The organism is Pseudomonas sp. P4_D7, assembly GCF_056401755.1.
This window is the reverse complement of sequence record NZ_JBFUIR010000028.1, coordinates 44,413-62,545: the sequence shown is the minus strand read 5'-3', so window position 1 is coordinate 62,545 and position 18,133 is coordinate 44,413. Positions and strand designations below refer to the sequence as shown.

Annotated in this window: 17 protein-coding genes; 7 read left to right on the top strand and 10 right to left on the bottom strand. The window is 59.0% G+C overall.

Going from position 1 to position 18,133, the window contains the following annotated elements; translation table 11 throughout:
* Positions 1–721: 721 nt before the first annotated feature.
* Both AC1DVF_RS18260 and AC1DVF_RS18255 read left to right on the top strand, forming a co-directional pair.
* Positions 722–1,696, top strand: a complete 975-nt coding sequence (locus AC1DVF_RS18260; protein WP_099758044.1) for a 2-hydroxyacid dehydrogenase — start codon at positions 722–724, stop codon at positions 1,694–1,696.
* A gap of 148 nt (positions 1,697–1,844) precedes the next feature.
* Entirely contained in the window at positions 1,845–2,354 is a 510-nt protein-coding gene (locus AC1DVF_RS18255) for a DUF2165 family protein (RefSeq protein WP_477782918.1), read from the top strand.
* A 19-nt stretch (positions 2,355–2,373) separates the two neighbouring features.
* Here AC1DVF_RS18255 and AC1DVF_RS18250 read toward each other — a convergent pair whose 3' ends face one another.
* Positions 2,374–3,276, bottom strand: a complete 903-nt coding sequence (locus AC1DVF_RS18250) for a DMT family transporter (protein WP_477782917.1) — start codon at positions 3,274–3,276, stop codon at positions 2,374–2,376.
* 139 nt (positions 3,277–3,415) lie between these two features.
* On the opposite strand from AC1DVF_RS18250, the gene AC1DVF_RS18245 reads away from it, so the two are divergent.
* Complete coding sequence (locus tag AC1DVF_RS18245) at positions 3,416–4,291, top strand: helix-turn-helix domain-containing protein (protein WP_477782916.1); 876 nt, start codon at positions 3,416–3,418, stop codon at positions 4,289–4,291.
* Positions 4,292–4,303: 12 nt separating this feature from the next.
* On the opposite strand, the gene AC1DVF_RS18240 is transcribed toward AC1DVF_RS18245, so the two are convergent.
* The 7 genes from AC1DVF_RS18240 to AC1DVF_RS18210 form a co-directional block, all read right to left on the bottom strand.
* The gene (locus tag AC1DVF_RS18240) at positions 4,304–4,885 is read right to left on the bottom strand and encodes a hypothetical protein (protein ID WP_093436202.1); all 582 of its coding nucleotides are present in this window, start codon (positions 4,883–4,885) and stop codon (positions 4,304–4,306) included.
* A gap of 126 nt (positions 4,886–5,011) precedes the next feature.
* Positions 5,012–7,441 (bottom strand): TonB-dependent siderophore receptor, encoded by a 2,430-nt coding sequence (locus AC1DVF_RS18235; protein WP_477782915.1) that lies wholly within the window; start codon positions 7,439–7,441, stop codon positions 5,012–5,014.
* 206 nt (positions 7,442–7,647) lie between these two features.
* The gene (locus tag AC1DVF_RS18230; RefSeq protein WP_477782914.1) at positions 7,648–8,637 is read right to left on the bottom strand and encodes a FecR family protein; all 990 of its coding nucleotides are present in this window, start codon (positions 8,635–8,637) and stop codon (positions 7,648–7,650) included.
* The gene (locus AC1DVF_RS18225; protein ID WP_477782913.1) at positions 8,634–9,200 is read right to left on the bottom strand and encodes an RNA polymerase sigma factor; all 567 of its coding nucleotides are present in this window, start codon (positions 9,198–9,200) and stop codon (positions 8,634–8,636) included. The genes AC1DVF_RS18230 and AC1DVF_RS18225 overlap by 4 nt, the downstream gene beginning before the upstream one ends.
* 1 nt (position 9,201) lies before the next feature.
* Positions 9,202–9,528 (bottom strand): DUF3325 domain-containing protein, encoded by a 327-nt coding sequence (locus AC1DVF_RS18220; protein WP_093436188.1) that lies wholly within the window; start codon positions 9,526–9,528, stop codon positions 9,202–9,204.
* The gene (locus AC1DVF_RS18215) at positions 9,528–11,114 is read right to left on the bottom strand and encodes a PepSY-associated TM helix domain-containing protein (RefSeq protein WP_477782912.1); all 1,587 of its coding nucleotides are present in this window, start codon (positions 11,112–11,114) and stop codon (positions 9,528–9,530) included. The genes AC1DVF_RS18220 and AC1DVF_RS18215 overlap by 1 nt, the downstream gene beginning before the upstream one ends.
* A complete protein-coding gene (locus tag AC1DVF_RS18210; RefSeq protein WP_016986986.1) occupies positions 11,111–11,416 on the bottom strand; it encodes a DUF3649 domain-containing protein in 306 nt (101 codons plus the stop codon). Before AC1DVF_RS18210 ends, AC1DVF_RS18215 begins: the two co-directional genes overlap by 4 nt.
* Positions 11,417–11,606: 190 nt before the next feature.
* On the opposite strand from AC1DVF_RS18210, the gene AC1DVF_RS18205 reads away from it, so the two are divergent.
* The 4 genes from AC1DVF_RS18205 (at position 11,607) to AC1DVF_RS18190 (ending at position 16,067) form a co-directional block, all read left to right on the top strand.
* On the top strand, positions 11,607–12,095 hold the full coding sequence (locus AC1DVF_RS18205; protein WP_093436181.1) for a sigma-70 family RNA polymerase sigma factor: 489 nt from the start codon (positions 11,607–11,609) through the stop codon (positions 12,093–12,095).
* On the top strand, positions 12,092–13,024 hold the full coding sequence (locus AC1DVF_RS18200) for a DUF4880 domain-containing protein (protein WP_460089910.1): 933 nt from the start codon (positions 12,092–12,094) through the stop codon (positions 13,022–13,024). The genes AC1DVF_RS18205 and AC1DVF_RS18200 overlap by 4 nt, the downstream gene beginning before the upstream one ends.
* Positions 13,025–13,114: 90 nt before the next feature.
* Entirely contained in the window at positions 13,115–15,448 is a 2,334-nt protein-coding gene (gene fecA / locus AC1DVF_RS18195; protein ID WP_477782911.1) for a TonB-dependent Fe(3+) dicitrate receptor FecA, read from the top strand.
* Between the two features lie 250 nt (positions 15,449–15,698).
* Positions 15,699–16,067 (top strand): endonuclease domain-containing protein, encoded by a 369-nt coding sequence (locus AC1DVF_RS18190; RefSeq protein WP_477782910.1) that lies wholly within the window; start codon positions 15,699–15,701, stop codon positions 16,065–16,067.
* Between the two features lie 388 nt (positions 16,068–16,455).
* Here AC1DVF_RS18190 and AC1DVF_RS18185 read toward each other — a convergent pair whose 3' ends face one another.
* The gene (locus AC1DVF_RS18185; RefSeq protein WP_034154535.1) at positions 16,456–16,860 is read right to left on the bottom strand and encodes an HPF/RaiA family ribosome-associated protein; all 405 of its coding nucleotides are present in this window, start codon (positions 16,858–16,860) and stop codon (positions 16,456–16,458) included.
* A 200-nt stretch (positions 16,861–17,060) separates the two neighbouring features.
* Positions 17,061–18,008 carry a LysR substrate-binding domain-containing protein gene (locus AC1DVF_RS18180; RefSeq protein WP_093436172.1) on the bottom strand — a complete coding sequence of 316 codons (948 nt, stop codon included), beginning with the start codon at positions 18,006–18,008 and terminating at the stop codon, positions 17,061–17,063.
* Between the last annotated feature and the right edge of the window lie 125 nt (positions 18,009–18,133).

Sequence of the window (18,133 nt, the reverse complement as noted above, 5' to 3'; positions counted from 1 at the left end):
CCCTCACCCTAGCCCTCTCCCAGAGGGAGAGGGGACTGACTGTGGTGTTTGGCAGAGTTACGCCGACGTGAAATACCGAGTCGAATACAAATTCTGAATCAGATCAAGAGCCCCTCACCCTAGCCCTCTCCCAGAGGGAGAGGGGACTGATCGCGGTGTTTGGGCGAGGTACGCCGACGTGCGATACCGAGTCGAACTCAGACTTTGAAAGCCCAAAAATCGGCTCCCTCTCCCTCGGGAGAGGGCTGGGGTGAGGGGCAGCAAACAACGCAAATCAAAAGCCGAACACCCGTGCTCTTCACCACTCAACAGGATGAGCGTTAGCTCGGCTGCAGCTCTTGATCTGTAAGGCGACGTCGGAAGGCTGAGTGGAGGGATTGATCCGGGCGTGGGAGCGCAGCGACCGTTTGGCGTAGCCAAACACAGCGGGAGTAGGTGCAGCGAAGCAAACCGGAGACGCTGCGCCCGGATCGATCCCGCAGCGAAGGAACCCCGAGCCCCAGCGAGCGGGCCGCACGTAGGAGCAAGCGTTTTTTGCTTACTTTTTTAGGCGCTTGTAAAAAAGTGAGTCGCCGTAAGGGCGAAACCGCCAGCCGCAGCCCCGAAGCAACGGATATACACCCAAAACCCCAAGAACATGGTCGGCCCAAAGGCCGCCAAGACACCCCAAAACAAAAATGTTAGCGTGCTTGGTATCAAGCCCGAACAAGAGCCAAAAACGATGAAAAAAACTGTCCTGGCCTTCAGCCGCATCACCCCGCCCATGATCGAACGCCTGCAACAAGAATTCGACGTCATCGTCCCCAATCCAAAAGCCGGCGACATCAACGCCCAATTCAACGAAGCCCTGCCCCACGCCCACGGCCTCATCGGCGTCGGCCGCAAACTCGGCCGCGCACAACTGGAAAACGCCACAAAACTGGAAGTGGTCTCAAGCGTCTCCGTCGGCTACGACAACTACGACCTCGCCTACTTCAACGAACGCGGGATCATGCTCACCAACACCCCCGACGTGCTCACCGAAAGCACCGCCGACCTCGCCTTCGCCCTGATCATGAGCAGCGCCCGCCGCGTCGCCGAACTCGACGCCTGGACCAAGGCCGGCCAATGGCAAGCCAGCGTCGGCGCGCCACTGTTCGGCTGTGACGTCCACGGCAAAACCCTCGGCATCGTCGGCATGGGCAACATCGGCGCCGCCGTCGCCCGCCGTGGCCACTTCGGTTTCAACATGCCGATTATCTACAGTGGCAACAGCCGCAAGACCGAACTCGAAGAACAACTCGGCGCGCAATTTCGCAGCCTCGATCAACTGCTCGCCGAGGCCGATTTCGTCTGCCTGGTAGTGCCGCTCAGCGACAAGACCCGCCACCTCATCAGCCATCGCGAACTGGCCTTGATGAAACCCGACGCGATACTGGTCAACATCTCTCGTGGCCCGGTCGTCGATGAACCGGCGTTGATCGAAGCCCTGCAAAACAAACGCATTCGTGGCGCTGGTCTCGACGTCTACGAAAAAGAACCGCTGGCCGAATCGCCGCTGTTCCAGTTGAGTAACGCCGTGACCCTGCCGCACATCGGCTCGGCGACGAATGAAACCCGCGAAGCCATGGCCAATCGCGCCCTCGCCAACCTGCGCAGCGCCCTGCTCGGCGAACGCCCGCAGGATCTGGTCAACCCGCAAGTCTGGCGCGGATAAAAAAATATGGGCAAGTGCAACATCGCACTTGCCCGTTAGTTATTGCCATACACAACTTGAAATTGAACAACAAACCAATTCAAACAACAGCGTTATAAGCTCTGCCTGGCTGCCGAATAATCGACAAGCGCTATGGAGAGCCAAAACCTTGAACACCCTGACCACCGACAAACTTATCCGTTACAGCAAAGTTATATTGATGGCCTACATCAGTTTCTTTGGCCTGTTGGTGATGATCCACAACTTCACCGACTATGACTCAAACTACACTTACGTGGCCCATATCCTGAGCATGGACACCACCACTGCCAGCGAAACCATCAAGTATCGGGCCATCGAGTCGCCGATGATTCATCACCGGATTTACTGGTTCATCATTACTTTGGAAGTCACCTACACCGTGCTATGCCTGATGGGTACCTATCAGTTGTTGCGCCATATCAATGCCCCTGCCGAGGTATTCCATGAGGCAAAGAAGTTCTCGATCATGGGCATACTCGCGGCCATTTTCATTTATTACGTCTGCCTGCAAACCGTGGGTGTGGAATGGTTCGACATGGACACTTCGCAATCATGGAATGCCAAGGACTGGGCACGGCATATCGTTGACTTCCTCTTCCCGGTGATGATTTACATCACCTTGAAAGTCGAGCGCTGACGTTCAGCGCTCGTTTATTTCAAGCCAACTTTCCCTGTACTGGCGGCACCACTGCTTTCGGTTTACGAAACACCAGCACATTGCCCAGCATCACTAACACCAGACCGACCAGCGCCGGCGCTGTCCATTGGTAACCTTCAGCAAACGCCGAAACGTTGAGCGCCACCACCGGAAACAGCACCGTGCAGTAAGCCGCACGCTCCGGGCCCATGCGTCCGACCAGCGTCAGATACGCAGTGAAACCGATCACTGAACCCGGGATTACCAGATACAGCAGCGCACCGACGTAACGCGGGCTCCAATCCATGTCGAACGGAATGCCCTTGACCAGGCACCACACCGACAGCATCGCCGCACCATAGGCCATGCCCCAGGCGTTGGTGGTCAGCGGCTTGAGACCGGACTTCTGCTGCAGACTCGAAAGCATGTTGCCCGCCGAGAAACACAAGGTGCCGCACAACGCCAGGCCCAGACCGAGCAAGGTTTGCGGGCTGGCCTGATGCCCGGCCAATTCCGGCCAGAACAACATGCCCAGGCCGAACAGCCCCAGCGCACCGCCCATCAGCACATTGCGCGCGATGCGCTGGCCAAAGAACACCCGCGCATTCAGCGCGTTCCACAGCGTCGCGGTGGAAAACACCACCGCGACCAGACCGCTGGGGATCCACTGACTGGCGGTCAGGAAACACATGAAGTTGACGCAAAACAGGCACAGCCCCTGAGCCACGCAGATCAGATGCCCGCGGCGGTTCATCGGCTGCAAGCGACGGCTGAGCAGCAACAGCGCAAACAGCACCAGCGCGGCGAGACCGAAGCGATAGACGATCGACACCGGAATCGCCACCACGCCAAGCTGCCATTTCAGGGCAATCCAAGTGGTGCCCCAGATCAGCACGGTCAGCAAATACAACGACAGGTTCATGGCAGACACTCCTCGGTAGGCCTTGAGTGTCCGTCCGGGTCAGGCTTGTGCGCTTGCAGATTCTTGCGCTTTTGTCTGGCGGCAGGCTGGCAGCGCGGTGTCTACGGAGTAGGATGCAAGGCGTTGAAGAGAACCGACCATGGCCGCCATCGATACCCTGCAAGTCTTTCAAGCGTTGAACAGCTCGCCGAACGCACGCCTGGTGCACAGCGCCGAGCTCGGTGACGGCTTGTCTGCCGCTTTGTGGACCAACCACCACGATGCGCAGGATTATGAAGCGCCAAGCCACCACACGTTGTCCTGCTACATCGCCGGTGGCACCGGCACTTTTCGTCGCGATCAGCCCGGGCAAAAAGGCGGGCCGGACAAGTTGTGCATCCTGCCGGCCGATCATGAATCGGGCTGGGTGATCAACGGTGATATTCGCTTGGCGCACCTGTATTTCAGCGCCGAACAATTCGCCCTCGGTTGCGTCACGCTGCTCGATCGCGAACCCCGCGAGATGCAGTTGCGCGAGCAGACCTTTCTCGAAGACGCGCAACAGGCGCAACGCTTCCGGCAGTTGCTGACGCTGAATTGGGACGAGCCAGCCGAGCGTCTGCTAACCAGCAGCCTCGCCCATGAGTTGATCAGCCACACTTTGCTCAGTCAGGTCGGCGCGCGTCAGGGTTTGCGATTGAAGGGCGGACTGGCACCACACCAGCGTCGGCAACTGGTGGAGTTCATCGACAACCAGTTGGCCGAGCCGATCAGCCTCAGTCAACTGGCAGGATTGTGTGCGCTGTCGGAATACCACTTTGCGCGGATGTTTCGTACCAGTTTCGGCCTGCCGCCGCATCAATATGTGCTGGCGCGGCGCCTGAGCCGGGCGCGGGAGTTGTTGCGCGGCACGGCGTTGCCGTTGGGTGAGATTGCGCTGGCGTGCGGGTTTGCCAGCGCGAGTCATTTCACTAATCGGTTCAAACAGATTTTGGGAGGAACACCTGGCGAGTATCGACAGGCGTTTTTACGATGACTTATTCCGCAATTACTCAAAGCTCTGCCATCGCCACAGCTCAAACGAATCAATATACGGTGTCCCAAAATAGACCCTATAGTAGATAGAAACACGCGCAATACTCGCTATTTCTTTGTCCAGCAGGGGTACCTGATAATCGATCCACCCGAGCTTGTTTTCGAAGCGTTTCAACACGTTTCCAGATGGTTCGTAAAACTCGATATGCGATACATTCTGGGTCGCAAAAACATCTAATGCAAAGCGCAAACGGTGAACTTTTTCAGGTTTCAGAACAATCCGAAGTTCGGCAGAATCATTTTCATTCTGGTGGTCACCGCTGCATTGAATCCCGGTCCCCTCGAACTGACCCTCCACATAACGCTGATCCGACTCAAACAAAATCGTCGACATAGAAGCGCCGTTTTCGCCACCGAGCGTTTGTAGAGAAAAATGTTCAAGATCCAAACTCGAAAATCTCTCCGGTGAATCAGGCTTCACACCGTTGAAGTCTTCTTTCGCAATGAGCTTTAAAAAATAACCCTCGGCTCCAGCTACATGGTCATTTGACATGGCAATACTCTCTTCCAAAGACATTGAGAAGACAGTACACATTTAAATCCTCCCCAAAGCACCTGTCATAACTGACAGGCACTTAGATCGTTTTACAATTACCATGCAGTAGCTGAGAACGAAAATACCTATAAGGGGCCGCCGAAAAGCGCATTAACTTCACTGTTCTCAAAACTCCAAGGTACTCGACAACGAAACCTGCCTCGCATCCCCCATCGACACAAAGAACCGGCTCGCCGCCGAGGTGTAGTACGTGCGATCAAACAGGTTCTTCACATTCAGCTGAAACTTGACCTTCTGCCCCTCAACCCTGGTGTCGTAAGTGGCAAACGCATCCGCCACGGTATAACTCGGCAGATCAAAATCATTCACCGCGTTACCCGCACGCTCACCGACATAACGCGCCCCGGCGCCGACACGCAGCTGGTCGCCGCCGATCACACTGCCGAAGTCATACACCGCCGACAACGAACCGGAATTCTTCGCCACGTTTTGCAGGCGCTTGCCTTTGTAGTCCGGGTCTTCGGTCACTTCGGCATCGGTGTAGGCGTAGCTGCCAATCATGCTCCAGTGGTCGCTCAACTGACCGGTCAGGTCCATTTCCAGACCGCGCGAACGCACCTCACCGGCCGCACTGTAAATCGTCGTCGGGCCTTCGGAATTGGCCACCAGCACGTTGCGTTTCTTGATGTCGAACAATGCGATGTTGCCGGTGACACGCCCCGGCATGTCCAGCCGCGCACCCAGCTCCCACGACTTGGCTTCTTCCGGGGCGATGCTGCCGTCGAGCACGGTGCTGCTGCCACTCAGCGGGGCGATGGTCGAGTTGGGTTTGAACGATTCGGTGTAGCTGCCGTAGAACGACAAGGCGTCGGTGTAGCGATACACCAGACCTGCGCGCGGGACGAACTTCTGGCCGTTGCTGTCGGTGTTGGCCTTGAACGGCACGCCTTTGCCGGCGTACTGGTCGTATTCCTGGAAGCGCCCGCCGGCGACCAGAATCCACTGCTCGTTGAGGTGAATCGAGTCCTGCAGGAACACCGAATCGCTGCGCAGTTCATCGGTCTGCGCGCTGTCGGGAGCGCTGACCGTCGTACCGGCGACTTCGCGGCCATACACCGGATTGACGTAGCTGAAGGTGGTCAGGCTTTTCTGGCGGATCAAGTCCTCGCGGTAGATCTTGCGGTACTCGTCATCGACGCCGAACACCAGGTCATGCTGCATGCCCAGCACATTGACCTTGCCTTCGAGGCTGGCAGTGGTGAAACGGTCGGTGCTGATCGCGTTCTGGGTGCCGTCCATGCTGCGGGTCAGCGTGCCCTTTTTGGTGTCGATGGCGGTCACGCGGACCTGGCTGGCGTCGTAGGTTTCGCGGTTCCAGCTGTAGCCGAAGTGGGCTTTCCAGTCGTCGTTGAGCTCGTGATCGGCTTCAAAGTGATACAGGTCCGAACGGCCTTCCATGTTGTTGAACGGTTCGTCGAGGCGTTCTTTGCGCGAGATGTCCAGCGGATGATTGGTGCGCGGATCGATCAGCGTGCCACGGTCGAACGGCGTGAGAAATTCGCGGTGTTCGTAGGCGAACAACAGCTTGGTGCTCTCGCCGAACCAAGCCAGCGACGGGGCGATCAGGGTTTCACGGTGGGTGCCGAAGTTGCGCCAGTAATCTTCGTCTTCGTGGTCGAGCACCATGCGATAGGCCAGCCCGGAATCGCCCAACGGGCCGGTGCTGTCGAAGGTGCCACCGCTGCCGTTCTTGCCGTCACCGTAAGTCGAACCGCGCAAGGTCAGCGCATTGTATTGAGTAAGTTCAGGCTTCTTGCTGACCAGGTTGACCACGCCACCCGGGTCTTGAATCCCGTAGAGCAACGAGGCCGGGCCTTTGAGCACTTCAACCCGATCGACCGTGGCGTTCATGCCACGGCCCTGCACGATCGGCATGCCGTCGCGCATGATCGAGCCATTACGGTTGTCACCGAAACCGCGCGTCATCACCGAATCCTGAGTGCTACCCAAAGTATTGCCCTGGGTGATGCCACTGACGTTGGCCAGTGCGTCATCCAGATTGCGCGGCGCCTGATCGCGGATGACTTGCGCCGGGATGACATTGACGGTTTGCGGGACTTCCTGAAGCGAAGCTGAGGAGCGCATCACCGAACTGGTCTCCGGTGGCTGGTAGCTCATCGATTCATCGCGGGTCGAGGTGATGGTCGTGGCGCCGAGATTCAGCGCACCTTCAGTAGGCTGAGGCTCCAGCGCCAGCGTGTGGCTATCGGTGCGGCGGAAGTTGAGGCCAGAGCCACTGAGCAAGCGTTGCAGTGCCTGCTCGGCACTCATCTGGCCATTGACGGCAGGAGCTGTCAGGCCGTAGGGCGCTTCGTCGGTGTAGACCACGCTTTGCCCGGTGACGCGGCTGAAGTCGCTCAAGGCTTGCGGCAGCGGTTTGGCGACCAGGGAAAAGTTGAACTGCTTTTGCGCCTGGCTGCTGATGGTTTCAGCGGCGAGCGCGACGCTCAGCGGCAACAGCGCCAATGCCGAAAAGCTCAGTGCCGAAACGCCTAACCATTGTTTGACCGAACCCGATTTTGCCCTGGACTTCATTGCTCAATGACCTGTGTAGAACCGCAACGGATGCGAATGACTCGCAGTTTCAGTCACTACACGGATGGGGCTGAGGTTTACCTCACCAACATTTGAAAATTATTTTTTGTGGTGTTCGATCGGGTTCCATCGCGAGCAGGCTCACTCCTACATTTGGAATGCGTTCCCCTGTGGGAGCGAGCCTGCTCGCGAAGAGGCCAGCAGCCTCAACGCAAAATAATCAGATGACCCAACACCTGATGCTGCTCAAACCCCATCACCCCTTGCAGCGAACTCAACACGGCCTGCGGATCCTTGCTCGGAAAACTGCCACTGACCTTGCGCGCCGCCAGCTCATCGTTGAGCAACACAATCCGCCCGGGGTAATAACGGCGCAAATCCTCCACCACATCAGCCAGTGTCGACTTGTAATAAGTCAGCCAGCCCTGACGCCAGGCCAACTGCGCGTCGCTGTCCACCGAGTGAAGCTTTTGCGCTGTGCCTTCGCAGTAAGCAACCTGCTGGCCAGCGATGAGTATCTGTTGTTCACCCTCGCGATCCGCCGTCACACCAACACGCCCCGACAACACCGTAACCTGCGCGCCATGCGGTTGCAGGCGCACTTCGAACTGCGTGCCAAGCACCCGCGCCTCGCCCTTCTCCGCCGCGACCACAAACGGATCCCCCGTATGCGTGACGCTGAAGAAACCGGCACCGCGACGCAATTGCACATGCCGCTCGCCATGACTGAAATCCACGGCAATCGCACTGTCGCCATCCAGCGTCACTTGCGATTGATCGGCCAGTGTCACCGTGCGGATCTCACCGGGTGCCGAGACATAATCGGCGCCCAGATCATCAATCCAGCGCTGCGGCTGCCAACGGGTGCCAAGGCTGACCATCAGCAACAGACACGCGGCCATCGCCAGCGCGCCCGACCAGCGCAAAACGGGCAAACGACGCGGGCGGTCCATCGCATGAAGGTAACCCTGCAACGCGAAGGCTTCTTCATCGGCCAATGTTCGCGCCGGGCCTTCACTCAACTCCCACACAACCTGAGCCTGTGCGTAAGCTTCGGCGTGCGCCGGATCGGCCCGCAGCCATTGGCTGAAGGTCAGTTGATCGCCGGCACTCGGCCGATCATGCAGCAGGCTCAACCAGGCAAACGCGGCCTGCTCTTGCGCGGGCGTGGGGATAACGGAATCGGCGGGCTTCACGGTGCTTTCCCTGGCAGGCGTGGCGCGGGTTCGCGCAGGCTGGCCTTGCAGGCCTCGAGGGCGCGCATCATATGTTTTTCCACGGCACTTTGGGACAGGCCCATGGCTTTGGCGATTTCCGCATACTTGCGGCCGTGAATGCGATTGAGCAAAAAGATTTGCCGGGTGCGCTCGGGCAAGGCGCGCAACGCCGCTTCGACATACTTCAGATCATTGCCCGCTTCCAGCGCTGCTTGCGGTTCGCTGCCGTGGCTGTGCGGCGCGTCCGGTTGCCAACCCTCGTTGACCCGCGTGCGCGTGCCTTCGCTGCGCAGATGATCGATGGCGATGTTGCCGGCGCAGCGCAACAGATAGGTACTGAGCTCTTCGACCTGCACCAGCGGCCGCCGCCAGAAACGCAGAAACAGATCCTGCACCAGGTCCGCCGCCGTCGCCCGACAACCGACGCGCCGGTTCACCAGCGCTTCCATTTGCGAACGCTGGGACAGGAACACCTGAAGAAAATGCGCACGCGCGCCCCGCGGCTCGTCGTCGCGGGATTCCGGCGGCAGACCGATCAGCACTTCAGCACTGCGCCCATGCGGCGACCGGGCTGGCCAGCAGACTGACCCCGGCCAGCGCCAATACGAAACGCGGGCGATACGGCAGCAACAAGACCAACGCCAAGGCGCTGAGCATCAGCACGGCGAACCAGTCGACCAGGCCGAAGCTCCAGCCGTTGGCCTTCACCGCCGCCCAAAGCGACAAACACAGCAATAACCATCCGCCGACTTTCAGGCCCTGACGGCGACGCGTGGACGGTTTGTGACCGAGCAATTCATCGTGGTGGCGAGGCATCGACAGGCACAACGCGGTGAATCCGGTGTAGGTGAGCAACAAGGGCAAGAGCATCAGTTCGCCCCTTGTTCAAGGGTGATCGGCCGGGCCTGTTCGCGGCGGGGCTTTTTAATGCTGACGGTGCTGCCGGCACGCTGCATTTTCCACGCGGCCCAAGCCAGGAAGAAACCGGTTGCGAGGCACGTCAGATCAAACCCGGCTAACGCCCAATCACCCTGCATCAGGCTGACGGCGAGATTCCACGGGGTGTTCAGTGCATTGACCAGCGGCACCGCGACAAACAGGGCGGCGCTCAGGGTGAGTTGCTCAACCCAGGCCTTTCGTCCCGGACGCAGCAGCGCGTGCAGCACACTCACAGCCCAAGCGATAAAGAACGCATTCACTTCCCAATCTGCGCGCTCGGCGAGGCTCACTGACAACAGACGATTGGCCAGGAAGAATACAGCCACCGCCGCAACCAAGCCGGCCATGCTGGCGATGTTCAGCACTTCAACCAACCGCAGCTCGAACGGCATCAGGCCGCTCTTGGCGTGTTTGAGTTGACGCTTGCCCAACCAGATCACCAGCCCGGTGCCGATCATCGCCGTGCCGGCCAATCCGCAAAGGAAATACAGCCAACGCAGGAGCGGCCCGGCGAAGTGGCCCATGTGCAAGCCATAGAACGCACCACCCACCGCCATCGCCATTGGCTGCTCCGGTGTGCTGCCGAGCATTTGCCCGGTCACCCCGTTGAAGGTCACGGCGCGGCCGAAATCATGCACCACACGGTCGCCCGCACGGGACAGCACCACCGTGGCATTGGCATCCCCCGGATTGCTCACTGACAGACGCGCCGTGTGGCCGCCCGACCACTGCTCGCTGGCCTTGCTCAACAGCGGCGCCATGGCCGCCAACGGTGCCGCGATGTTGGCGCGCTCCGGGGTTTTCGACGCGGGGAACACTTCATCATAAAACGTGCGCACGTCACTGCCGTACGACGCGACGATGCTCGCCGGCATGACCATCGACATGAAAATCACCAGGCTGCTGTAGGTGATCATCAAATGAAACGGCAACACCAGCACACCCACCGCGTTATGCCCGTCGAGCCAGGAGCGCTGCCCCTTGCGCGGGCGGAAGGTGAAGAAGTCCTTGAAGATTTTCTTGTGGGTGATGATCCCGGTGATCAGCGTAACGAACATCACCATCGCGGCAATCGTCGCCAGCCAGCGGCCCCACGGATAGGGCATTTGCAACTGGAAGTGAAAGCGATAGAAGAACTCGCCGCCCATGCTGTCGCGGCCCTGCACTTCGGCGCCGGTTTGCGCGTCGAGGGATTTCGACTCGAAGCGCCCGCGCTCACCGGGATTGGCCGGCACTGGCTGCCAGCGCACGGTCAGGCCGGGATCTCGGGCATCAGGCAAATCGATCAGCCAGCGTGAGGCGCCGGCCGCGTGTTGCTGCAGATAATCCTGGGCCAGCGTCAGGCTCGTCTCGGCACTCACCGATCGCGCGGAGATTTCCGGCTGCATCCAGTGGCTGATCTCATCTTTGAAATAGGCCAGCGTCCCGGTCAGGAAAATCGCGAACAGCAACCAGCCGAACACCAGCCCGGCCCAGGTGTGCAGCCAGGCCATCGCCTGACGAAAGCCCTCTTTCATGCCAGGCCCAATCCACGTGCTGCGCCAGAGATGGTCGCCAGAATCACGCTTGGCACCAGCAAACCGACCCAGGCCGACCACGCCGTACGACAGGCGAAACACCAGAGCACCGCCACCAGATAGACCAGAAAGGAAATGGTCATGCCGGTCACCACCGCTTCGGCGCGGCTCAACGGCAGCCACAGCGTCAGGGTGACACTGGCCAGCGCCGCGACGAGATAGCCGCCAAACACCGCCGCCAACACCCGTGAGGTGACGGCCAGACGATAAGACATGGGAAGTGTGGCGAGTTTGCCTTTCATGTTTCGACCCTGAAACGAAAAACGTCCGGCCGATCAGCCGAACCTACAGGCGAGCAATATTAATGATAAATATTCTCATACGCAAAAGCATCTGATTGCCGGTTGAGCGTTTCGCCCCTTACAATGCGAACAGTTCTTGTTCTCTAACGCATACTCTCTACCGCGCCACCAAGCGCCCGGAGTAATACCGTTGTCGTCCGCCCATCCCGTCGAATCGCTCTATCAGGCCCATCACGGCTGGCTCACCGGCTGGCTGCGGCGCAGACTCGGCTGCCCGGACAGCGCAGCGGATCTGGCGCAGGACACGTTTATCAAGGTGCTGACCGCCCGCGAACCGCCGATGATCATCGAGCCACGCGCCTTTCTGACGACGTTGGCCAAGCGCGTTCTGTTCAATCATTACCGCCGTCAGGATGTCGAACGCGCTTACCTCGACACCTTGGCGCAGATGCCGGACATGGTCGCGCCGTCGGAAGAAGACAAGGCGATCATCTTGCAAACCCTGATGGAGCTGGATGAATTGCTCGACGGTTTGCCGCGTCAGGTCAAACGCGCCTTTTTGCTGGCGCAGGTCGATGGCCTGACGTATCCACAGATCGCCGCTGAACTCGACATCTCTGTGGCCACGGTCAAACGTCACCTGAACAAAGCTGCCATGCGCTGCTACTTCGCCTTATGAACCGCGTGCCGGATTTCTCCTCCCAAGTGGCTGAACAGGCCGTGCATTGGCTGATGGAACTGCAGCAGGGCACGCTCTCCCCGCGCCAGCAACAGGCCTGGCAACAATGGCTGGAGGCACACAGCGAACACCGCCGGGCGTGGGAGCATATTCAGCGGGTCAATCAGCGTCTGCGCGGTGTGTCGTCGCCGCTGGCACACGCGGCGTTGAACGGGCCGAAGCCCGGCAGTCGTCGTCAGGCACTGAAACTCTTGCTGATTCTTGGCGCGGGTTCAGCCGTCACGTGGGGCATGCGCGAGCACAATCCTGTGCCGTCGCTGCTCGCTGATTACCGCAGCCCGCTGGGGCAGCGACGCAAAATTTCCCTGGGTGGCGGTGATAAGTTGCAACTCAATACCGCCAGTGCCGTGGACGTCGACGGTGCGCAGCGATTGATCCGCTTGCTCCAAGGCGAAATCCTCCTGACGGCCGCGCAATCTTTCGAAGTGCGCACGGCTCAGGGCCTTCTGAAAACCCAAGGCGCGCGCCTCAATGTGCGTCAGTTTGCTGATCGCACGCAGATTGCGCTGTTCGAAGGTCGCGTCGAACTGAGCGGTAATGGACGCGCGCCGATGTTGCTGCCGGTCGCGCGTCAGCTCAGTTTCACCTCGGCATCGGTCAGCGAGGCCAAACCGCTGGAAGCCAACAGCGGCGCCTGGGCCGACGGCATGCTGGTAGCGGCGCACATGCGCTTGGGCGATTTCCTCGATGAGCTCGGCCGCTATCGTCGCGGCCAGCTCAATTGCGACCGGAACGTTGCCGACCTGTTGATTTCCGGAACTTACCCGCTGGACGACAGCGAGCGGATTCTTGATCTGCTGGAAATCAGTTTGCCGGTGAAGGTGAGGCGCTTTACCCGCTACTGGGTGACCGTCGAAGCGCGGGTTTGAAAAAACTCAAAAATAAATGAGCCGTTTTTCAGATCTGGCGTGACAGAGAAGGAAAGCCCCCTTGATTCAACCTTCTCAGGATCATCCACCATGCACCCCACCCGCCTCACGCCACTGGCCCGCAGCCTGCGCAATCTCGTCCTCGGCGCCAGTCTGAGTTTCAGCGCCCTGCCCGCCGCACTGGCCGCTGAAGCCAAGGCTTATCACATCGCGCCGTCGTCGCTGGAAAACGCCCTCAACCAGTTTGGCCGTGAAGCGGGCGTGCTGATTTCGTTTGGTTCGCAAGTCACCAGCGGCGTGCAAAGCCGTGGCCTGGAAGGCAGTTACACCGCAGAACAAGGTTTGAACGCATTGCTCGAAGGCAGCGGTCTGCAAGCACGCGCCGAGGGCAACAATGCGTTCAGCCTGCAACCGGTGGCGGATGCCGCGCTAGAGCTGGACACCTCGACTGTCGTCGGCGACTGGCTCGGCGATGCTGCGCAGATCAATGTGTTCGAACATCCCGGTGCGCGCGATGTGATCCGCCGCGAAGAGTTCGAGCGTCAGGGCGCGACGCAGGCGCGCGATGTGCTCAACCGCATCCCCGGCGTCAACGCCCCGGAAAACAACGGCACCGGCAGCCATGACATGGCGCTGAACYTCGGCATTCGCGGTTTGAATCCGCGACTGGCTGCCCGCTCGACCGTGTTGATGGATGGTATCCCGGTGCCGTTCGCGCCTTACGGTCAGCCACAACTGTCGTTCGCGCCGATCAGCATGGGCAATATGGATGCCGTGGACGTCGTGCGCGGCGGTGGCGCCGTGCGTTATGGTCCGCAGAACGTCGGCGGCGTGGTCAACTTCGTTACCCGGGCGATTCCTGACGAGCCAACGGTCAAGGGTGGCTTCCAGACGGAAACCAGCCCATCGTCGAGCCACGACGGCTTCAAGACCAGCGCCAACCTGCTGGCCGGCGGCACTAACGCCAATGGCCTCGGCGGTGCGTTGCTCTACTCCGGGACGCGCGGCGGCGACTGGCGCGAACACAGCGACACTGAAATCGACGACCTGATCCTCAAGGGCAAATACCAGCTCGACGAAGCCAATAGCTTCAACGCCATGGCCCAGTATTACGAAGGCAAGGCTGACATGCCCGGCGGTCTGAACGTGGCCGACTACGACGCCGATCCCTATCAATCGACGCGCCCGAAGGACCAGTTCTGGGGCCGCCGCACGATGTTCAATTTCGGCTATCGCTATCAGGAAGATCGCCGCGAATTCACCGCCAACACGTTTTTCACCAAGACCTTGCGCAGCGGTTATCTCGATCAGGGCTCCTTCCTCTCGCTGTCACCGCGCGAGTATTGGGTGCGTGGCCTGGAAACCCGATTCGCCCAAGGTTTCGACCTCGGCCCGACCAGCCATGAAGTCGGCGTCGGCTATCGCTACATCAACGAGGCCGGTCACGAACTGCGCTATCGCACACCGATCAGCAGCAACCAATACCCGACCACCGCCAGCCGCAACGACCGCGACACCCGTGGCGGCACCGAGGCCAATGCGTTCTTCGTCGACGACCGCATCGACATCGGCAAATGGACGATCACCCCGGGCGTGCGCTACGAAATGATCGAATCGCAGCAGACCAACAACCTGACCAACGTCAAATACAAGGGCGACTACAACACCGCACTGCCAGCGTTGAACGTGCTCTATCACCTGACCGACAGCTGGAACCTCTACGCCAACACCGAAGGCTCCTTCGGCAGTGTGCAATACAGCCAGATGCCCAACCGGGTGACCAGCGGCGAAGTAAAACCGGAGAAGGCCCGCACCTGGGAACTCGGCACGCGCTATGACAACGGCGCGTTGCGCGCGGAGATCGGCGCGTTCCTGATCAACTTCGACAACCAGTACGAAAGCAACCAGACCAACGACTCGGTAATTGCCCGAGGCGAAACCCGCCATCAAGGGATCGAAACCAGCGTCAATTACGCGCTGGATGACTTGAGCCCGGCGCTGGCCGGTTTCGATGTCTACGCCACTTACGCTTATGTTGACGCGACTATCCGCGAAGATGGACCGAACAAGGGCAACCGCGTGCCGTTCTCGTCGAAACACAAAGGCACGATTGGCGTCGGTTACACCGAAGGGCCGTGGAAGTTGAATCTGGACAGCAGCTTCCAGAGCGACCAGTTCGCCGACAACGCCAACACCTCGAAGGAAAGCGCCGATGGCAGCACCGGCAAGATCCCCGGTTACATGCTGTTCAGCAGCCGCGCCGGGTATGACTTCGGTCCGCAGTTGTCGGACTTGAATGTGGCGGTGGGCGTGAAGAACATTTTCAACACGCAGTACTTCACGCGCTCGTTTGATGACAACAACAAGGGCAAGTATGTGGGTGAGCCGCGTACGGTTTATGTGCAGACTTCTGTGGCGTTCTGAGGATTGAGAAGCCCTCATCGGAACGCCGCCCGCCTAGCCCTCTCCCTGAGGGAGAGGGAACTGATCGGGGAATTCTTGAGAAATACACCGACCTGAAAGTGCTGTGCAGAATCCATAATCGACTCGGCATTTCAGGTCGATGTATCACGTAACACAACTCGGTCGGCCCCCTCTCCCTCCGGGAGAGGGCTGGGGTGAGGGGAATGGGCTACAGTGAAATATCAAACCAACTTCACAAGGATCGTGAAGCATGCAAACTCGCCCCAGCCTCGCCCAATTCGCCCGCCAGTTACGCGTTAACCAAACCGACTGTGAACACCTGCTCTGGCAAAAACTCCGCTCCCGCCAGATCGCCAATCTGAAATTTCATCGGCAGTTTCCCTGTCCGCCTTACGTGCTGGATTTTTACTGTGCGGAGTTGAAATTGGCGATTGAGCTGGATGGCGGTCAGCATTACGAAACGTCGGGACTGATTCATGACCAGCGTCGGACGCGCTATCTGAATCAAAAGGGTATTGAAGTCGTGCGCTTCAGTAATCTCGAGGTGATCCAGCAGATGGACGATGTGCTGGAGCAGATCATAAGAATTGCGGCGAATCGAAAAATGCCCTCACCCTAACCCTCTCCCAGAGGGAGAGGGGACTGACCGGGGGATGCTTGCGAGCTACGCCGACCTGATTCTGCTTTGCCGAATCCATAATCACTCGGTCTTTCAGGTCGACGTACCTCTTCAGACACCTCGGTCGGCCCTCTCCCGGAGAGAGGGGGGACTGATTGCGGGATGCTTCAGAAATACATCAACCTGAAGTGCTTTGCCGAATCCATAGTCGACGCTGTCTTTCAGGTCGATGTAACCCGCAACACACCTCGGTCGGCCCCCTCTCCCGGAGGGAGAGGGCTGGGGTGAGGGGCCGCGCTCTTGTGCCTTGCGCAAAAATTCGCCACAAACAAAAACGGGCCTGCATTCGCAGGCCCGTTCTCATTGGGTGGCTTATGAAATCAGCGCATCAACTGTTGATCGCTGCCTGTTCGTTCTCAAGAAATTCTTCCTCCAGCAGAGCGTCATTCGCCTTGCTAAATGGCACCACAGCGGCACGTGGTTTACCTCGCAGTTTGCCGAAAAGATGCTCCAGGGCGTGCTCGAGTTTTTCGGCAGCGCCGTCGATTGCCTGTTCCAGCGAATCGGCCTTGTGGGTCACGGAAATCGGTTGATGGCCTTTTGGCCGCGCTTCCAGTTGGCAGCGCAAGTCATGGGGACCTGGTTTGTCACCGTTCTCGTCGCTCAGGTGGACTTCGACACGGGTCAGGTCTTCTTCATAACGTTCGAGCGTGCTCTCAATGGTTGTACGTACCCACTCCTCCAGTCGTTGACTACTTTGAATATGGTTATCGCTGTTGACTTGGATTTGCATAGTTCATCCCTTATTTCAGCTAGCTCGTGAGAGGCCTTGAGTTGAATTTCCTGACCTCCTGGTTACAACAATCGGCCCGACTGCCGAACATTTCAACCCCTGAAAAAAGATAAATATTCATTCGCAAAAAAAGCCGGACAACCGGGCAAAGCACTGGTAAGGTCGGGAGTTGGGTCGCTTGGCAATGTTGCAAAATTTGCTCACAACTGCCCGTCGTTCAACGGGTGCAAACTGCGAAATATCCCCGCCTCCTCGACCAGCCAATCATGCACCGCACGCACACCCGGATGGCTTAAAGCCCCCGGTGCATAGAGCAACACATAGCGTTTGTGATTAGGCACCGACAGGCCAAACGGCACAATCAACGTCCCTCGCTCCAATTCATCGTTAAGCAAGGTGCGGCGGGCAATCGCCACGCCCATGCCGGCAATCGCCGCTTCGATGGTCAGATGATTGCGATTGAAGGTATGCCCACGCCGTACGTCGGCGCCCTCAAAACCAATCGCGTTCAAATAGAATTCCCATTCCGCGTATTCATAACTGCCACGCCAGGCGGTGATGTCGTGCAGTACCGGGAAATGCACCAGATCCGCCGGTCCGTGCAACGGTGGTCGCCCGCGCAACAGGCTCGGTGCGCACACCGGGAAAATCTGCTCGTCGAGCAAGGCTGTGGATAACAATCCCGGGTAGCTGCCGTCGTTCAAATCGATCGCCAGATCAAAATCGCCTTCGTGCAAGGGCACGCTGCTGTCCTCTGCCACCAAGCGCAACTGAATGTCCGGATAGCGTTGCTGCAGGCGCGGCAAGCGCGGCGTCAGCCACTTGCTGAGAAACGACGGAATCGAGCGCACACGCAAAATCCCGCTGATCATCCCGGCGTCCAGTCGACGTAGTTCGGCATCAATGCTGCCATACGCCTCGTTGACCGTGATAGCCAGCCGCTGCCCCTCCGCACTCAGCTCCACACCACGCGCCCGCCGATGAAACAAACGGAAACCAAGTCGTTCTTCAAGTTGACGAATTTGCTGACTGACCGCCCCCGGGGTGATGTGCAGTTCTTCGGCGCAACGGGTGAACGACAGGTGCCGCGCGGCACAGGAAAACACCTGCAGCCAGACATAGGTCTGGGCATGCAATTGACGGCTCATCGTTTAGTCCTGCTAAAGGCTTACTTAGGAAGTTTCGTTAGTCACGTTGGACCGAGGTAGGCAGTATCGCCGACATTGCGCTTGTCCTACAAAAAATGGCAGCGATTCCTACTCCATTGCTTGTA